We start from the raw sequence: 16,483 nt of genomic DNA, 5'->3' as shown, positions 1-16,483 counted from the left end.
GGGAGCCTCTTTGGCGTCCTCGTCGTGGTGTCGTTCGTTGTGCTTCTCGCAGCGGTGGCGACGTTTCGGCGGGAACGACGTCGCGCACGCTCTACTGTGGACGAACTCGATGGACTCGCCTCCGCGTTGCAGGGGGTCGCCGGTGAGCTGAGGGCGGGGAGCCACCCCGTCCGCGCGTTGGAGTCCGTCGCAGCGGAGTCGCCCGCCGGTGTGGCGCAGCGGCTGCACGCGCTGGCGGTCTCGACGCGCATGTCCGGTGGAGCGGTCGAGGCTGTGGGTGCGCGGGAGAACGGTGAGGCGACCTCGTACGCAGACCTCCTGTTGGCACGAGCGGCCACAGCGTGGTCGTTGACCGCCCACCACGGCGTTCCGGTCGCCGACGTCGTCGAGGCATTGCACCGCGACGCGGACGCCAAGGCCCATGCCGCCCGTCGACTCGACGCGAAGTTGGCGGGGGCTCGCGCGGGTGCCGCGATCCTGGCTGTCCTTCCCGTGGCCGGAGTCGCTCTCGGCGAAGCAATGGGTGCTGCGCCGATGCGTGTGTTGACGAGTACGGCCGTCGGGTCGGTGGTGTTCCTGACCGGAACCGCCCTGATCCTCGGCGGAGTGGCATGGACGTCCCGTCTGACCAGGCAGGTCGTGCCGTGATGGTGGCGGTGGTCGCGTCGGTTGCGTTCGCTCTGCTCGTGAGCCCGCCGACGGCGGCACGCAGGCTGCGCGCGGCCGCCCGTACCGGGGTGGCACGCAAGGCGTCGCCGGTCGGGCGGTTCCTGCGTCGACCACGAGAGCTGCTCGGCCGAGCGCGAGCGGTTCCCGATGACCCGGCGCTGGCTCTCGACCTACTGAGTGCGTGCCTGACGGCTGGCACTCCGGTGCCGACCGCGGTGTCGGCCGTCGCCGAGGTGACGACCGGTCGTACAGCGGAGGTGTTGCGTGCCACGGCGCATGCGCTGTCGCTGGGGGCCAGTCCGGACGTCGCCTGGCAGCGGGCCCGGGCGCATCCGGCGACGGCCGAGCTCGCCCGCGCTGCGTGCCGAACCGCGTCGTCGGGGAGCGCGTTCGCCGCTCAAGCGGCTGCGCTTGCCGAGCGGATCAGAACGGCCGAGGACGACCGCGTCGAGGCGCGTGCCCAACGCACGAGTGTCCTGGTCGCGGGACCGCTGGGCCTGTGCTTTCTCCCCGCTTTCTTCTGTCTGGGGGTGATCCCGGTCGTCGTCGGCCTCGCCAGCCGTCTGCACGTACTGCCGTGACCCGCAAGCACCCATGGAAGGACACGTGATGCTCACCCGACTTCTCGCACGAACCACGGCGGACGACGGCATGTCCACCGCCGAGTACGCCATCGGCACACTTGCCGCTGCCGCCCTGGCCGCGGTGCTGTACGCGGTGCTCACCGGCGACGCGGTCCAGGACGGGTTGTCCTCGATCGTCGAGCAGGCGATCTCCGTGGACCTCTGATGCACGACAGGCCACACGGCGGCGTCCGGTACCGCGACCGCGGCGCCGTCACGGTGGAGGCGGCGATCGCGGTCTGTGCTCTCGTCGCCGTGTTCGGTCTGGTGCTTGCCGGAGTGGCCACCGTGGTCGACCACCTCCGGTGCATGGACGCCGCAGCACAGGCCGCGCGCGTGTTGGCGCGGGGCACCCCGGAGGCCGTCGCTCGGCAGGTGGTCGAGGCGACGGCGCCGGACGGGGTGGCGATGACGGTGGACAGGACCGCGGAGTACGTCATCGTTCGAGTTCGAGCTTCGGCAGCCGGCGGGCTCGTTCCGGGACTCGTCGTCCAGGGCGAAGCGCAGGCGATGATCGAACCGGGAGCACAGGAGCCGGGAGCGGGGGAGGCCGTCCATGCACCACCGTGAAACGCGGGAGCAACCGGACGTCCGAAGGCTCGACGTCGACGCCGGAGCGGCCACGGTGTGGGCCGCCTGTGCGAGCGCGGCGCTACTGGCGCTCGCCGGACTGGTGTGGGTGCTGTCGGGTGTTCTGGTGGCCCGGCAACACGCTGCGGGTGTCGCGGACCTGGCGGCACTCGCCGCAGCCGGCCGATCGACGGAAGGGCAGACAGCCGCCTGCGCCCGTGCCGAGGACCTCGCCGAAACGATGAAGGCCCGAGTGGCCGACTGCCGCCTACGTGGCTGGGACGCGGAGGTCACGATCTACGTCGACGTGCGTGCTCCTCTCGGGATGGGAGGCGCCGTGACCGCTCACGCCCGAGCCGGTCCCGTGGAGGAGGCACCGACGATCGTCGACAGCGAGCGGACACAAGGGTGAGCGGTGAGCTACACCTGAGGCGTCGAGCAAGGCCGCCGAGCGCCGCCCGCGTGGGATTCGGGGGGTCGGTGAGTCGACGGAATGTGCGTGGGCCGTCCGCGGCGGCGGCCGCTGGGCTTGTCCGCGCGGGCTGTCGGAGTTGGCGACCGGTGGGCCTGTCCGCGCGGCGGCGAGCAGCGGTCGATTGCGAGCGACGAACGGTTCGACAACCTGCAACTCGCGAGTGGCGGCCCGAAAGTTGAGCCGTCGTGAACCGGTTCCGGGGCTGCTCGGCGGACGGGAGAGGACGTGCCAGGCACAGCGATCTGCCGTTCGTCCCGGCATGCGCCTTCACCCCGCCTGGAGACACGGTGCTCGCTCGTCGTCCGAGTGGCACCGGTGGTCGAGTGAGTGCTTCCCGCTCTCTGCAACTTGCCGTTGAGTGAAATGCGACACCACGACCAATGACGGTCACTCCCGAGGAGGCTCGAGTACGACATGGTGGACACCGAATGGCCGGATAGCTGGCGCGCCGCCTTCCGCATCGAACTGAGGGCGGAGGCCATCGGCCTCGCCTGGCGTGGCTGGCCGGTGGTGCCGGGCACCTACCCGGACGCCGACACCGTGGCCGACAACTCCGAGACCTGGACCCGACCGGTTCCTGCCCACAGCGACTGGCAGAACCGGATCGGCGCCCATCCCCAGCAGGTGGCCGCGTGGTGGACGGGACGGCCCTACAGCGTCCTCGTCGCCACCGGCACCCTCGTCGACGCCATCGAGGTGGACGACCGTCTCGGTCGGCGCGCCGCGATGCTGCTGCGTGGCACGGGGCAGCCCGCTCCGATCGTGGCGATGCCGAACGGACGGTGGCTCTTCCTCGTCGCGTCGGCCGACGACGGCCCGCGCGAGCTCGCCGACGCTCCGAACGTCGAGTGGCACGGTGAGGGAAGCTGGATCCCGTTGCCGCCCACCCCGTTCCACCACGGTGTCGTGCACTGGCGTGTGAAGCCCGACGTCTGGGGCTGGCAGTTGCCGCAAGCGGCTGTCGTGCACGACGTCCTCGTGCGGGCACTCGACGACCTCTCGACCTCGGGTGCGAACGTTCCTCAGGTGACGTCCGTCGAACGCTCGGCCGCCTGATCGTCGACGTGGTCGTGTGTGGTCGCAGCACCCTCGATCGCTGCCAGCACGAGATCCAACACGGCCACCGCCCCCGCCTTGTCCAGCGGTTCGTTGCCGTTCCCGCACTTGGGCGACTGAACGCAGGACGGGCACCCCGCCGGGCACTCGCAGGAGATCACGGCCTCCCTCGTTGCGGTGAGCCAGGGAACGAATGCGGCGTAGCCCCGGTCGGCGAACCCAGCGCCGCCGGGATGACCGTCGTGCACGAACACCGTCGCCTCCCCGGTGTTGGCGTGCACGGCGGTCGACACGCCGCCGATGTCCCAACGGTCACACGTCGCGAACAACGGTAGAAGGCCGATCGCCGCGTGCTCGGCGGCATGCAGGGCGCCGGGGACACGTGCCGGTTCCACGCCGGTGTGCGTCCCCGGCCCCTCACCGCACAACAGTGGCTCGGCGATCGTGTACCACACCGCCCGGGTGTGAAGGACCTGCTCCGGGAGGTCGAGCGGGACATGGTCCAGCACCTCACCGGACGGCAGCCGCCGCAGATACCCCACGACCTGCGACGTCACCGCGACGTGTCCCAGATTCACCGTCACCCCGCCGTAGCTGCGGCTCTCCACGGTGTCCAGGATCTCGATGTCCACCACGTCACGCGCCGACGTGCTCCACTCCGGGTCCTCCGCGTGGACGAAGGCGATTCCCTGTTCCAGGTCGAGATCGTCGACCACATAGGACTCTCCGCGATGCAGGTACACCGCCCCGGGATGGACTGTGCCGCAGGCGGAGGCCCCGTCGACGGTGCCGAGTAGCCGGGAGGTGTCGGCCTCCACGACCGCCACCTGCTCCACGCCGGAGCCACGAATGTCCACATCGGAGTGCGGTCGTTCCCGTGACGTCCAGTACCAGCCGCTGGGGCGGCGACGGAGGACCGCGTCGGCGACGAGGTCGTCCAGTACCGCGCGCGCTGCCGATCCGCCGAAGTCGGTCAGATCCTTCGTCGTCAACGCCGACTCCGCCGCCGCGCAGGCGAGCTGAGGGGCGAGGACGTACGGGTTCGTCGGATCGAGCACCGCGGCCTCGACCGGTCGTTCGAGCAGGGCCCTCGGATGATGGGCGAGATAGGTGTCCAGTGGGTCGTCACGGGCCACGAACACCACCAGCGCGTCGTCACCCGCGCGCCCGGCCCGACCCGACTGCTGCCAGAACGACGCCAACGTGCCCGGGTAACCGGCGATGACCACCGCGTCGAGCCCGGAGATGTCGACGCCGAGCTCCAGGGCGTTCGTGGTCGCCACGCCCAGCAGCTCACCGTCGAGCAGCGCGGACTCCAGCGCGCGACGTTCCTCCGGCAGATAACCCGCGCGGTAGGCCGCGACCTTGTCGGCCAGCTCCGGCGCCACCTCGGCCAGGATGCGTTTGGCGCCGAGTGCGGTCAGCTCCGCACCTCGGCGCGACCGGACGAACGCCAGAGTTCGGGCACCCTCGATAACCAGCTCGGCGAGTATCCGGGCTGCCTCCGCACCCGCGGAGCGCCGCACCGGGGCGTCGTTCTCTCCCGCGAGGTCCCCGAGCAGCGGCGGTTCCCACAACGCGACGGTGCGCGCCCCGCTGGGGGAGGCGTCGTCGGCGACGGCCGTGCACTCCGCCCCGACGAGGCGGCTCGCGAACTCGGCGGGTTCCGCCGTGGTGGCCGAGGCGAGTACGAACACGGGGTCGGCCCCGTACTGCCGGGCGATCCGTCGCAGGCGCCGCAGCAGCAGTGCCACGTGCGAGCCGAACACACCCCGGTAGCCGTGACATTCGTCCACCACCACGTAGGTCAGCCCGCGGAAGAACCGTGCCCAGCGCGGGTGGGCAGGCAGGACGCCCCGATGCAGCATGTCGGGGTTGGTGAAGACCCACCGTGCGTGGTCCCTGACCCAGGTTCGTTCGCTCTGCGGCGTGTCGCCGTCGTACCGCGCGGGCCGCACGCTCGGAACGCCCATGTCGGACACCGACCGGAGTTGGTCGGCGGCGAGCGCCTTCGTCGGGGAGAGGTAAAGGGCGGTCGCCCGAGGGTTCGCGACCAGCCTCGACAGCACAGGGAGCTGGTATGCCAGCGACTTTCCCGACGAGGTCCCGGTCGCGATGACCACGTTGCGCCCCGACCAGGCCGCCGTCGCCGCGTCGACCTGGTGCTGCCACGGCCGGTCGACTCCCGTCGCGGTGACGGCGTCGAGCACCGTGTCGGGCACCCAGTCCGGCCAGTCCGCAATCCGGGCCTCACGCGCGGGGAGGTCTGTGACGTGCGTGACCGGGTGGCCCTCCTGCGGCAGCCCGGCCGTTGCGCGGTCCAGCAGTCGACGTGCCCGGGTGTCCGTCGTTTCGGTCACGACGCATCACCGGAGAGTGTCGATCTCGTCGAAGCCGGGTGGCGGAGGGGTCGTCGTGCGGTGGATGTGCTGCTCACCGCGTCGGCGACGCTTCGTCGATCGGTCACCCGGTACGCCACCTTCGCAGCTTCGCACACACGTCCGACGTGACTGTGCCGCGTGGGACACCCGCATCCGGTCGGCGCCCCCGAAGGCCGATCGGGCCTCCTTTGCGGACGCCTTCTCCCCCCGCGGACACATCATTTGAGTGATCAGATTCACACCGAGTGTACCCGAATGCGACCTGGGTCACTGTTGCCCGCGAGGGCTCCATTACCAATAGACTCCGCCGAACCACGACAAATAGTGGCGAAGATCCCACTGTCAGCGTCGGCACACTGGGTCGGCATCCGGCCGCGGGGAACCGGCGCGGGCAACAGGCGACGTCTCAGGAGGACAACGAATGTCCCGGCAATTCCTCGCGGAGAGTTCCCTGGAACTCTCCGGAGGTGACTACGGCATCGTCGCCGTGGTCGCCGCGGTCGCCCTTGCAGCACTGGTCATCGGTTATCTCCTGCTCAAGGAAGTGCTGGCTGCGGGCCAAGGCACCGAGAAGATGCAGGAGATCGCCAAGGCCGTGCAGGAAGGTGCGGCTGCCTACCTCAACCGACAACGGAACACACTCGCCGTCTTCGGCATCGTCGTGTTCCTCCTGCTACTGGTCCTGCCTGCCGACACCGTCGGTGAGCGGATCGGACGGTCGGTGTTCTTCCTCGTCGGCGCGGTGTTCTCGTTCTTCATCGGCTACCTCGGGATGTGGTTGGCGACGAGGGCGAACGTCCGGGTGGCGGCGGCGGCCAGGGAGACCGGTGGCCGGGAGAAGGCGATGCGGATCGCCTTCCGCACCGGTGGTGTCGTCGGCATGTTCACGGTCGGCCTCGGACTGTTCGGCGCCGCCGTGGTCGTCCTCGTCTACACCGGACAGGCACCGAAGGTGCTGGAGGGCTTCGGCTTCGGTGCGGCGTTGATCGCGATGTTCATGCGGGTCGGTGGTGGCATCTTCACCAAGGCCGCCGACGTGGGTGCCGACTTGGTCGGCAAGGTCGAGCAGAACATCCCCGAGGACGACCCGCGCAACGCGGCGACGATCGCCGACAACGTGGGCGACAACGTCGGCGACTGTGCGGGCATGGCTGCCGACCTGTTCGAGTCGTACGCGGTGACGTTGGTCGCGGCGTTGATCCTCGGCAGTGCCGCGTTCGCCACGACGGGGCACGGTCTGGTGTTCCCGCTGATCATCCCCGCCATCGGTGTGATCACGGCCGTCATCGGCATCTACATCACGCGCGCCAGGGCGGGGGAGAGCGGTCTGACGACCATCAACCGCTCCTTCTACATCTCCGCCGTCATCTCGGCGGTGCTGTCGGCCGTCGCGTCGTTCGTGTTCCTGCCGAGCTCGTTCGACGGCGCCGAGGGCAATCCGGCCGTGATCGCGACCGTGTCGGTGATCATCGGGATCGTCCTCGCGGGCATCATCCTGTGGCTCACGGGCTACTACACCGGCACCGAGCACAAGCCGGTGAAGGACGTCGGCAAGACGTCGGAGACCGGACCGGCCACCGTGATCCTCTCCGGTATCGGTGTCGGGTTCGAGTCGGCCGTGTTCACCGCGCTCGTCGTCGGTGGTGCCGTGTTCATCGCCTACCTGCTCGGCGGGTCGGTGGCGTTGTTCGCGGTGGCCCTGGCGGGAACCGGTCTGCTGACCACGGTCGGTGTCATCGTCGCGATGGACACGTTCGGTCCCGTGTCCGACAACGCCCAGGGCATCGCGGAGATGTCGGGCGATCTGACCGAGGGCGAGGGCGCGCAGATCCTCACCGAGCTGGACGCGGTGGGCAACACCACCAAGGCGATCACCAAGGGCATCGCGATCTCGACGGCGGTGCTGGCGGCCACGGCGCTGTTCGGGTCGTACTCGGCCGCGATCCGCGAGGCGCTCGTCGACGCTGGTGCCACGCTCAGCGACATCGGCGACTCGTTCGTCGACAGCATCATCTCGCCGAACACGCTGGTCGGGGTGGTCGTCGGGGCGGCCGTGGTGTTCCTCTTCTCCGGGCTGGCGATCAACGCGGTGTCGCGGGCCGCCGGTGCGGTGGTGTACGAGGTGCGTCGCCAGTTCCGCACGATCCCGGGGATCATGGAAGGCACCACGCGACCCGAGTACGGCAAGGTGGTGGACATCGTCACCCGCGACTCGCTGCGGGAGTTGGCGACGCCCGGGTTGTTGGCGGTGTTCGCGCCGATCGCCGTGGGCTTCGGTCTCGGTACCGGTGCGCTCGCCGGGTATCTCGGTGGGGCGATCGCCACGGGCATGCTGATGGCGGTGTTCCTGGCCAACTCGGGTGGTGCCTGGGACAACGCCAAGAAGCTCGTGGAGGACGGCCACCACGGTGGCAAGAACTCCGAGGCGCACGCGGCCACCGTCATCGGTGACACGGTCGGCGACCCGTTCAAGGACACGGCCGGTCCGGCGATCAACCCGTTGCTCAAGGTCATGAATCTCGTGTCGCTGCTCATCGCGCCCGCGGTCGTGACCCTGTCGGTCGGGGAGAACGCCTCGACGCCGTTCCGGTTGGCCATCGCCGCGGCATCGGTGGTGATCATCGCGGCGGCCATCGTGGTGTCGAAGCGGCGTGCGTCGGCGATGAACGACACGCCCGCAGCGGAGAACGACACGGCGAAGGCCTGACAGCGACCGGTCGGGCCGGCCGGGTCGACTTCCCGGTGCTCGTCCGGGCCGGGTCGGGACAGCCTGAACAGCGGCGACGTCCCGGCCCGGCCCGGGCATGTCGGGGTGGATCATCGACGCCCTAGAGTGCACCGGTCGGCCCGTTCGCTTCGGAGGTGTGCATGCACCGGTTCACAAGGAGGGTCGGGCTGTGCGCGGCGCTCGTGTGTCTCGCCGCGGGGTGCGGGGCCGCGCCCACGCAGCAGTCCGCGCCCCCGTCGAGCGCGGGACCGACGCCGACGTCGGCCGACGTCTCACCCCGCGATCTCACGGTGAGCTGGGCCAACGACTACTGCGGTGCGGTGTCGGAACTCGTGCTCTCGGTGTCGGAGATGCCGGCCATCGACGCGAGTAGTCCGCGACGTGCGTCGGAGACGTCGGGCGAGCTGCTGGAGGTCGTCGTGGGAGGCCTCGATCGCACTGTCGACCGCCTGGAGAACCTGGACGCGGCGCCGGTCGTCGGTGCCGATCGCGTGCGGGAGCAGGCGCTGAACACCTACGGCGGTATCCGGGACCGGGCGCGTGCCGTGCTCGACGAGCTGCATCACGCCGAGGGAGTCGAGGCCAGCCGGAAGGCGGTGAGCGCCGTGCGTGAGCCGCTCGACGACATCGGTGCCCTCGACCTGTTGGACGGCTTCGACGCGGTTCCGGAACTGCGCGAGGCGAGCAGTGACGCCCCGGCGTGTCGCACGCTCACGAGCACCGACGCGGCACCACGGATCGATTCGCCGGGAAGCTGAGCCGAGTCGTTTCCCCACCTGCGGCCGGGGAACCCGCTCGGTGCGCATCAGGGCGGGGTCGGGCGTCGATTGCACGGACAGTGTCCGCGCGACTACGCAGTGCCCCGGGCGACGAGTGCGGCGTCTGACGTGCTAGGTGTGGAAAAGAGAGACGTCGTCGACCATCTGGCTGCGACGTGGAACGGATGACGGTGCTGGTGTGTTGCAGCACCTGAGCGGACAGCGGCCGTGCACAGCGTGCACACTGGCTGGTCGAACGAGTGACATTTGAGCGAAAGAGCGGACAGCGTGGCTGGATCGACACGGACGAAGAGAACGGGCGCGAACGGGGACGGTCGCCGACGACTGGTGATCGTCGAGTCTCCGACGAAGGCCCGCAAGATCGCTCCGTATCTCGGGGGCGACTACGTCGTCGAATCCTCCCGTGGTCACATCCGCGACCTGCCGAGGGGCGCGGCCGACGTGCCCGCCAAGTACAAGGGACAGCCGTGGGCCCGCCTCGGTGTGGACGTCGACAACGGCTTCGAACCGCTCTATGTCATCACGCCCGACAAGAAGACGACCGTCAGCGAGCTGAAGAGCCTGTTGAAGGACGTCGACGAGCTCTACCTGGCCACCGACCCCGACCGCGAGGGCGAAGCCATCGCGTGGCACCTGCTCGAAGCGCTCAAGCCGAAGGTCCCCGTGCGGCGCATGGTCTTCCACGAGGTGACCGAGCAAGCCATCCGCGCCGCCGCCGACAACACTCGTGACCTCGACCCCGACCTGGTCGACGCCCAGGAGACCCGCCGCATCCTCGACCGGCTGTACGGCTACGAGGTGTCGCCGGTGCTGTGGAAGAAGGTCATGCCGAAGTTGTCGGCCGGCCGCGTGCAGTCGGTGGCGACCCGGGTGATCGTCGAACGCGAACGCGAGCGGATGCGGTTCACCTCGGCGTCGTACTGGGACATCTCCGCAGTCATGGACACCGGCGGCGAGGGCGACGACACGGCACCCCGCTCGTTCCCCGCCCGGTTGACCGCCGTCGACGGCGCTCGCCTGGCGACGGGCCGTGACTTCGGTCCGGACGGTCGGCTCAAGGAGCAGTCGCAGGACGTGCGGGTGCTGGACGAGGCCGACGCCAACCGGCTCGCCGAGGCGCTGGCCGACCGCCGGTTCACGGTGACCAGCGTCGAGGAGAAGCCGTACACGCGCAGGCCGTACGCGCCGTTCATGACCTCGACGTTGCAGCAGGAGGCGGGTCGCAAGCTGCGGTTCTCCTCGGAGCGCACGATGCGTGTGGCGCAGCGACTCTACGAGAACGGCTACATCACCTACATGCGTACCGACTCCACCACGTTGTCGGAGTCGGCGTTGGCGGCGGCACGTAGCCAGGCCACCGAGCTGTACGGCGCCGAGTACGTGGCGGACAAGCCGCGGCAGTACACGCGCAAGGTCAAGAACGCGCAGGAGGCGCACGAGGCCATCCGGCCGGCCGGTGAGGTCTTCCGGACACCCGGCGCGGTGGCCGGTGAGCTGGAGAGCGACGAGTTCCGGCTGTACGAGCTGATCTGGCAGCGCACGGTCGCCTCGCAGATGGCCGACGCCAAGGGCACCACGATGTCGGTGAAGATCACCGGAACGGCGTCCAGCGGCGAGGAGTGCGTGTTCTCGGCGTCCGGGCGCACGATCACGTTCCCCGGCTTCCTCAAGGCATACGTCGAGTCGGTGGACGCCGAGGCCGGTGGCGAGGCCGACGACAAGCAGAGCAGGCTGCCCAGGCTCTTCCGCGACCAGGCGGTGACCGCGAGCGAGCTGAGCCCGGACGCGCACGCGACGACGCCGCCGCCGCGGTACAGCGAGCCGAGCCTGGTGAGCAAGCTGGAGGAACTCGGCATCGGCAGGCCGTCGACGTACGCGTCGATCATCAACACGATCCAGGATCGTGGCTACGTGTGGAAGAAGGGTTCCGCGCTCGTGCCGTCCTGGGTGGCGTTCTCGGTGGTCGGGCTGCTGGAACGGCACTTCGAGCGCCTGGTGGACTACGACTTCACCGCGGCCATGGAGGACGAGCTCGACCGCATCGCGGCGGGCGACGAGCAGCGCACCGCGTGGCTGTCGCGGTTCTACTTCGGCGGCGACATGGGCGTCGACGGCTCGATCGGTCGGCTCGGCGGGCTGAAGAAGCTGGTCGGTTCCGGGGTCGAGGACATCGATGCCCGTGAGATCAACTCGATTCCGATGTTCCTCGACGACGCGGGGCGGCAGGTCTACGTGCGGGTGGGCCGGTACGGGCCTTACCTGGAGCGCGAGGTGGACGGCGAGTCGCAGCGCGCGAACCTGCCCGAGGACCTCCCGCCGGACGAGTTGACGGTCGAGATCGCCGAGAAGCTCTTCGCGACGCCGCAGGAAGGCCGGGTGCTGGGCACTGATCCGGAGACCGGGCACGAGATCGTGGCCAAGGAGGGCCGCTTCGGGCCTTACGTCACCGAGATCCTGCCCGAGCCGGAGGAGAGCGCCGACGGCAAGAAGACGAAGGCGAAGAAGCCCAAACCGCGGACGGCGTCGCTGTTCAAGTCGATGTCGGTGCAGGACGTGACCCTCGACGACGCGCTGCGACTGTTGTCGTTGCCGCGGGTGGTGGGCACCGACCCGGACAGCGGCGAGGAGATCACGGCGCAGAACGGACGGTACGGGCCCTACCTGAAGAAGGGCACCGACTCGCGGTCGCTGACGAGCGAGGAGCAGATCTTCGAGATCACGCTGGAGGAAGCGCTCAAGATCTACGCCGAGCCGAAGCGTCGCGGGCGGCAGGCCGCGGCGAAGCCGCCGCTCAAGGAACTCGGTGACGACCCCGTGTCGGGCAAGCCGATCGTGGTCAAGGACGGCCGCTTCGGCCCGTACGTCACCGACGGCGAGTACAACGCGTCGCTGCGCAAGTCCGACTCCGTGGAGGATCTGACACCGGAGCGGGCGGCGGAGTTGCTCGCCGAGAAGCGCGCGAAGGGACCCGCGAAGAAGAAGTCGACCACGCGGCGCAAGACTGCCGCGAGCGCCAAGTCGAAGAGCTGATTCGGCACCCGGCAGCCCGTCGGCGTGTGCGCAGCGTGATCAACTTGCGCTCGATGGGCGGGTGGCGAGGCGCTCGAGTGCCGCTACGCTGTTCTACACACGGCACGCGGCGTGACACGGTGGGTGAGGCTCCGCCGTGTCACGCGCCGACCATGGGGAGGACGTGTGGTGGACGCGGACGGTACTCAGGCTCCCGAGCCGCCGAAGCCGTTCGGCGACTCGCTGGGCGGTACGCCTGACGGCGGTGGCGGCGCCAACGCCGGGGGTGCGAGCGGCGGCGTGGCCCGACCGGTCGAGGTGAACCGGGAGGCGGCCAAGCAACTGGCCGCGGCGCTGGCCACCGAAGAGGGGTCGCAAGGCGCGGGTCAGGGCAAGGGCGAAGGTGCCTCCGGTGCCGAGGACGACGAACCGACCGCGGAGATCCCGCCCCGGAAGCCGCGGCTCCGGGCCTCCGCGCCGACCCTGCTGGCTCCGATCATGCGGAGGCGCAAGCCGGCGCCACCTCAGGCCCGTCGTCCGGTGCCGCAGGTGCGCAAGCCGTCCTCCGGTTCGGCCGGGCTCGTCGTGGCGTTGACGTTGGGGCTCATCTTTCTGATCGTGGCGATTCAGTTCGTGGTGAGTTTCGTCGAAAGCGTTACGGGCATTTTCGACTAGTTTTGCGCCACCATTCGTACTGTTCCGTTCACGCTTCGTGTTGTTCGCGGCTGTTCAGCGGGTGTCCGTGCCCCGGCGCTACCCTGAGCGCACGGCAGAGCCGAGTGTTATGGGGTGGGGTCCATCAACGAGTCGCAGCAGGGGGCAGGGGACGCCGGGGCGCGGTCGGCCGCGTCCAACGAGGTGTCGACCCTGAGCAGAGTGCGCCGTGTCCTGGCCATCAGACCGTTCCGCAGGCTGTGGGGAGTCACCTTTCTCTGCAGCGTTGCGGATTGGCTCTCGCTGCTGGCGCTGACCGGGCTGGTCACGAAACTGACCGACGACTACGCGGCCCAGAACTTCGCGTTCGCCGGAATTGTACTGACTCAGTTGCTGCCCGGTCTGCTGTTCGCGCCGCTCGGTGGAATGCTCGCCGACCGTTTCGACCGGCGCAAGATCATGGTGATCGCCGACCTTGTGCGTTTCGGGTTGCTCATTTCCATCGCGATCGTCGGCACGCCGTTGTGGTTGTTCATCGCCAACTTCCTCGTCGGTTCCGCGGCCATGATGTGGATTCCGTCGAAGGACGCGGCGGTGCCGAACCTGCTCCGCAGGCGTGACCAGGTCGAGACGGCGAACCAGCTCGGCATGGTGATGACGTACGGCGTCGCCGTCGTCACCGGTGCGGGTGTCTACGCAATCCTCACCGGTATCCAGACGACATTGCACCTGCCGCCGGACCTGTTGGGGGAGTTCGGGACGGCGAAGATCGTCGTCGTTCTCAACGGGCTGCTGTACTTGGCCAGCGCGTTGCTGGTGGCGCGTATCCCGCAGTTGTCGCTGCGCAACGTGCACCCCGTCCCCGAGGCCGCCGAGAAGCGGGTGAAGCGCAAGCCGGAGAAGGACGAGAGCTCGGGCGGGTTCCGCGCCATGGTGCGCGACGGTGTGCGGTTCGTGAAGAGCACGCCGCTGATTCGCGGGCTGCTGATCGGCATGGCCGGTGCCTTCGCCGCAGGGGGTGCGGTGATCGGGTCGGCCAAGCCGTACTCGTCGAGTCTCGGTGGCGGCGACGCCTCGTTCGGCCTGTTGTTCGTGGCCGTGTTCATCGGTGCTGCCGTCGGTCTCACGGTCGCACCGAAGCTGGCACGCAGGTTGCCTCACGAGAGACTGTTCGGCGTCGGGATCGTCGTGGCGGGCCTGGCGCTCGTCGTGGTGGCCCTCGCGCCACACCTCGCCGTGGCGCTCGCGGCGGTCGCGTTGGTGGGGGCGTGTGCCGGGGGCGCGTTTCTCACCGGCATCACGATCATCGGCTCGCAGATCGACGACAGCATCCGGGGCCGCATCAACGCCATCTACCAGTCGCTGCTCAAGATCATCATCTTCGGGACGACCTCGGCCGTTCCCGGCCTCATCGGCCTGGTGAAGCCGCGCCGGATGACGGTCTGGGGCAACGAGATCATCATCGACGGGACCAGGCCGGTGCTGCTGGCCGGAGGCTTGCTCGCGGCGCTGGTCGGCGTGATCGCCTACCGGCAGATGGATTCGCGGCGCACCGAGCCGATCTTCGCCGACCTGCGCAACGCCATCCGGCGACGTCCTCGACGCTCCAGCGGCATTCTCATCGCGGTGGAGGGCACCACCGCGGCCGACACCGAGGCACAGGCGGCGCGGTTGGCCGCGTGGCTGCGGGACGGCTCCCGGCCGGTGGTGCTGGCCGCCGACCCGGCACTCGACGACGAGCGGCTGACCTCCCTGGTTGCGGGAGCGTCGCTCGGTGGGGCGCGGGCCAAGGCACTGGCCGCCGCGGCCGTGCGCGCCGACATCGTGGAGCGGGACGTGCGGCCGGCCCTGGACAGCGGCGCGATCGTGGTGATGGAGCGGTTCGTCGACACGCCGTTGGCCCATCTGTCCACGCTGGCGGAACTCGACCTCGCCGAGCTGGAGGGCCTTACCGACTGGGCCACGGGGCGTCTGCGGCCCGACCTCACGGTGTTGCTCGACGCCGATCCGGGGGAGGGCAGCACGCGGTCGACCAACACGGCGGAGCACCATTGGAGGGTGCAGGAGATGCTGGCGGAGATGGCAGCCTCCGCCCCGGACCGGTACGTGGTGGTCGACGCCGAGGGCGCGCCCGACGAGGTCGCCGAACGCGTGCGGACGTCGGTGTGGGGTGCTCTTGCGGGGAAGGTGACCCTGCCGTCGGTCACACAGGGAGAGGTGACGCGACCGTGACGAGTGCGGCGGCCACCGGTCGACTGGGCCGGGTGTGGTCGCAGTTGGTCGGCCAGGAGTCGGCCGTGGAGATCCTGGCGGCGGCGGCCGAGTCCGCGACCGCCCTGGTGTCGGGCCGCACCGACGACCACGGTGCGATGACCCACGCCTGGCTGTTCACGGGCCCGCCCGGGTCGGGTCGTTCCGTGGCGGCTCGTACCTTCGCGGCGGCGTTGCAGTGTCTCGTCGACGGTGGCTGCGGTGAGTGTCAGGGCTGTCGGACCGCGCTGGCGGGCACCCATGCGGACGTCAAGGTGGTCGCGCCGGAGGGGTTGTCGATCTCGGTGGCGGAGATGCGCGCGCTCGTGCAGGCGGCGGCACGCCGACCCACCACCGGCCACTGGCAGGTGGTGATCATCGAGGACGCCGACCGACTCACGGAGGGCGCGTCGAACGCGCTGCTCAAGGCCGTCGAGGAACCGCCGGACCGGACGGTGTTCCTGTTGTGCGCGCCGTCGGACCATCCCGACGACGTGAGCGTGACCATCCGGTCGCGGTGTCGATTGGTCAACCTGCGGACGCCCGCCCCCGAGCCGATCGCGGACGTGCTCGTGGAGCGGGACGGCATCGACCCCGAGCGGGCGCGCTGGGCGGCGTCGGTGTGCGGCGGGCACGTCGGCCGGGCCCGGCGGTTGGCCACGGACGAGGACGCCCGCGCGAGGCGGGAGGCGGTGCTGCGCATCCCGCTCGGGTTGCGGCGGGCCGACGACGTGTTCCGGTGTGCCGACGAGTTGATCGCGACGGCCGAGGCCGACGCGACCGCGGAGAGCAAGGCACGCGACGAGGCGGAACAGGACGCGCTGCGCACTGCGATGGGCTCCGGTGGCACCGGCAAGGGCGTCGCCGCCGCGAAGCGAGCCGCCGACGCCGCCGTGCGGGCGTTGGAGAAGCGGCAGAAGTCGCGGGCCACGAGGACGCAGCGCGACACCCTGGACCTCGCGCTCGTCGACCTCGCCGGGTTCTACCGGGACGTGCTCGTGCAGACGAGTGGCGCCTCAGCGGCGTTGACCCATCCCGACTTCGCCGAACAGTCGGCGGAAGCGGCGCGAGAGTGGGGGCCGGTGTCGGCGTTGCGTCGGCTGGAAGCCGTGTTGGCCTGTCGTGACGCCATCGGCTGGAACGTCAAACCTCGCATCGCGGTCGAGGCCATGTTGACGACGTTGCGCGAGGGCTGAGTCCTTGTGAGTTCACCCGGGTCGCCCCTCGAACGGCGAGGGGCGACCCGGGCCCGTCACTCACCGCGGGGGCGGGGTGACGGCCTCACGGGG

Annotated in this window: 13 protein-coding genes; 12 read left to right on the top strand and 1 reads right to left on the bottom strand. The window is 69.8% G+C overall.

Annotated features, from left to right (window positions below):
* Window positions 1-96 precede the first annotated feature (96 nt).
* From JAV51_RS17115 to JAV51_RS17090, 6 genes are all read left to right on the top strand, one after another.
* Window positions 97-648 carry a type II secretion system F family protein gene (locus JAV51_RS17115; protein WP_231642510.1) on the top strand — a complete coding sequence of 184 codons (552 nt, stop codon included), beginning with the start codon at window positions 97-99 and terminating at the stop codon, window positions 646-648.
* Window positions 612-1,250: a type II secretion system F family protein gene (locus JAV51_RS17110; protein ID WP_231642509.1), complete on the top strand. Its 639-nt coding sequence runs from the start codon at window positions 612-614 to the stop codon at window positions 1,248-1,250. Before JAV51_RS17115 ends, JAV51_RS17110 begins: the two co-directional genes overlap by 37 nt.
* A gap of 28 nt (window positions 1,251-1,278) precedes the next feature.
* Window positions 1,279-1,458 carry a DUF4244 domain-containing protein gene (locus JAV51_RS17105; protein ID WP_197321756.1) on the top strand — a complete coding sequence of 60 codons (180 nt, stop codon included), beginning with the start codon at window positions 1,279-1,281 and terminating at the stop codon, window positions 1,456-1,458.
* Window positions 1,458-1,862: a TadE family type IV pilus minor pilin gene (locus JAV51_RS17100; RefSeq protein WP_197321755.1), complete on the top strand. Its 405-nt coding sequence runs from the start codon at window positions 1,458-1,460 to the stop codon at window positions 1,860-1,862. Before JAV51_RS17105 ends, JAV51_RS17100 begins: the two co-directional genes overlap by 1 nt.
* The gene (locus tag JAV51_RS17095; protein ID WP_197321754.1) at window positions 1,849-2,274 is read left to right on the top strand and encodes an Rv3654c family TadE-like protein; all 426 of its coding nucleotides are present in this window, start codon (window positions 1,849-1,851) and stop codon (window positions 2,272-2,274) included. Before JAV51_RS17100 ends, JAV51_RS17095 begins: the two co-directional genes overlap by 14 nt.
* Before the next feature lie 477 nt (window positions 2,275-2,751).
* Window positions 2,752-3,393, top strand: a complete 642-nt coding sequence (locus tag JAV51_RS17090; protein WP_197321753.1) for a bifunctional DNA primase/polymerase — start codon at window positions 2,752-2,754, stop codon at window positions 3,391-3,393.
* Here the strand turns inward: JAV51_RS17090 and JAV51_RS17085 are convergent.
* Window positions 3,360-5,753 (bottom strand): DEAD/DEAH box helicase, encoded by a 2,394-nt coding sequence (locus JAV51_RS17085; protein ID WP_197321752.1) that lies wholly within the window; start codon window positions 5,751-5,753, stop codon window positions 3,360-3,362. The genes JAV51_RS17090 and JAV51_RS17085 overlap by 34 nt on opposite strands.
* Before the next feature lie 442 nt (window positions 5,754-6,195).
* On the opposite strand from JAV51_RS17085, the gene JAV51_RS17080 reads away from it, so the two are divergent.
* The 6 genes from JAV51_RS17080 to JAV51_RS17055 all read left to right on the top strand — a co-directional run bounded on the left by JAV51_RS17080 (window position 6,196) and on the right by JAV51_RS17055 (window position 16,390).
* Window positions 6,196-8,481: a sodium-translocating pyrophosphatase gene (locus tag JAV51_RS17080; protein ID WP_197321751.1), complete on the top strand. Its 2,286-nt coding sequence runs from the start codon at window positions 6,196-6,198 to the stop codon at window positions 8,479-8,481.
* Window positions 8,482-8,642: 161 nt separating this feature from the next.
* On the top strand, window positions 8,643-9,260 hold the full coding sequence (locus tag JAV51_RS17075) for a hypothetical protein (RefSeq protein WP_197321750.1): 618 nt from the start codon (window positions 8,643-8,645) through the stop codon (window positions 9,258-9,260).
* Between the two features lie 288 nt (window positions 9,261-9,548).
* On the top strand, window positions 9,549-12,311 hold the full coding sequence (topA, locus tag JAV51_RS17070; RefSeq protein ID WP_197321749.1) for a type I DNA topoisomerase: 2,763 nt from the start codon (window positions 9,549-9,551) through the stop codon (window positions 12,309-12,311).
* A 165-nt stretch (window positions 12,312-12,476) separates the two neighbouring features.
* Complete coding sequence (locus tag JAV51_RS17065) at window positions 12,477-12,965, top strand: hypothetical protein (RefSeq protein WP_197321748.1); 489 nt, start codon at window positions 12,477-12,479, stop codon at window positions 12,963-12,965.
* 114 nt (window positions 12,966-13,079) lie between these two features.
* Window positions 13,080-15,176, top strand: coding sequence for a dTMP kinase (locus tag JAV51_RS17060; protein WP_197321747.1), 2,097 nt, complete (start codon window positions 13,080-13,082; stop codon window positions 15,174-15,176).
* Complete coding sequence (locus JAV51_RS17055; protein ID WP_197321746.1) at window positions 15,173-16,390, top strand: DNA polymerase III subunit delta'; 1,218 nt, start codon at window positions 15,173-15,175, stop codon at window positions 16,388-16,390. Before JAV51_RS17060 ends, JAV51_RS17055 begins: the two co-directional genes overlap by 4 nt.
* Window positions 16,391-16,483 lie beyond the last annotated feature (93 nt).

Source organism: Saccharomonospora sp. NB11 (assembly GCF_015910535.1).
In the GTDB taxonomy this organism is placed as follows: Bacteria; Actinomycetota; Actinomycetes; order Mycobacteriales; family Pseudonocardiaceae; genus Saccharomonospora.
This window is presented reverse-complemented; position numbering and strand designations above follow the sequence as displayed.

Excerpts from the sequence above, each read along its gene's own strand:
- JAV51_RS17110 (WP_231642509.1), top strand. The coding sequence starts at position 612 with ATGGACGTCCCGTCTGACCAGGCAGGTCGTGCCGTGATGGTGGCGGTG.
- JAV51_RS17080 (WP_197321751.1), top strand. The coding sequence starts at position 6,196 with ATGTCCCGGCAATTCCTCGCGGAGAGTTCCCTGGAACTCTCCGGAGGT.
- JAV51_RS17075 (WP_197321750.1), top strand. The coding sequence starts at position 8,643 with ATGCACCGGTTCACAAGGAGGGTCGGGCTGTGCGCGGCGCTCGTGTGT.
- JAV51_RS17105 (WP_197321756.1), top strand. The coding sequence starts at position 1,279 with ATGCTCACCCGACTTCTCGCACGAACCACGGCGGACGACGGCATGTCC.
- JAV51_RS17095 (WP_197321754.1), top strand. The coding sequence starts at position 1,849 with ATGCACCACCGTGAAACGCGGGAGCAACCGGACGTCCGAAGGCTCGAC.
- JAV51_RS17090 (WP_197321753.1), top strand. The coding sequence starts at position 2,752 with ATGGTGGACACCGAATGGCCGGATAGCTGGCGCGCCGCCTTCCGCATC.
- JAV51_RS17100 (WP_197321755.1), top strand. The coding sequence starts at position 1,458 with ATGCACGACAGGCCACACGGCGGCGTCCGGTACCGCGACCGCGGCGCC.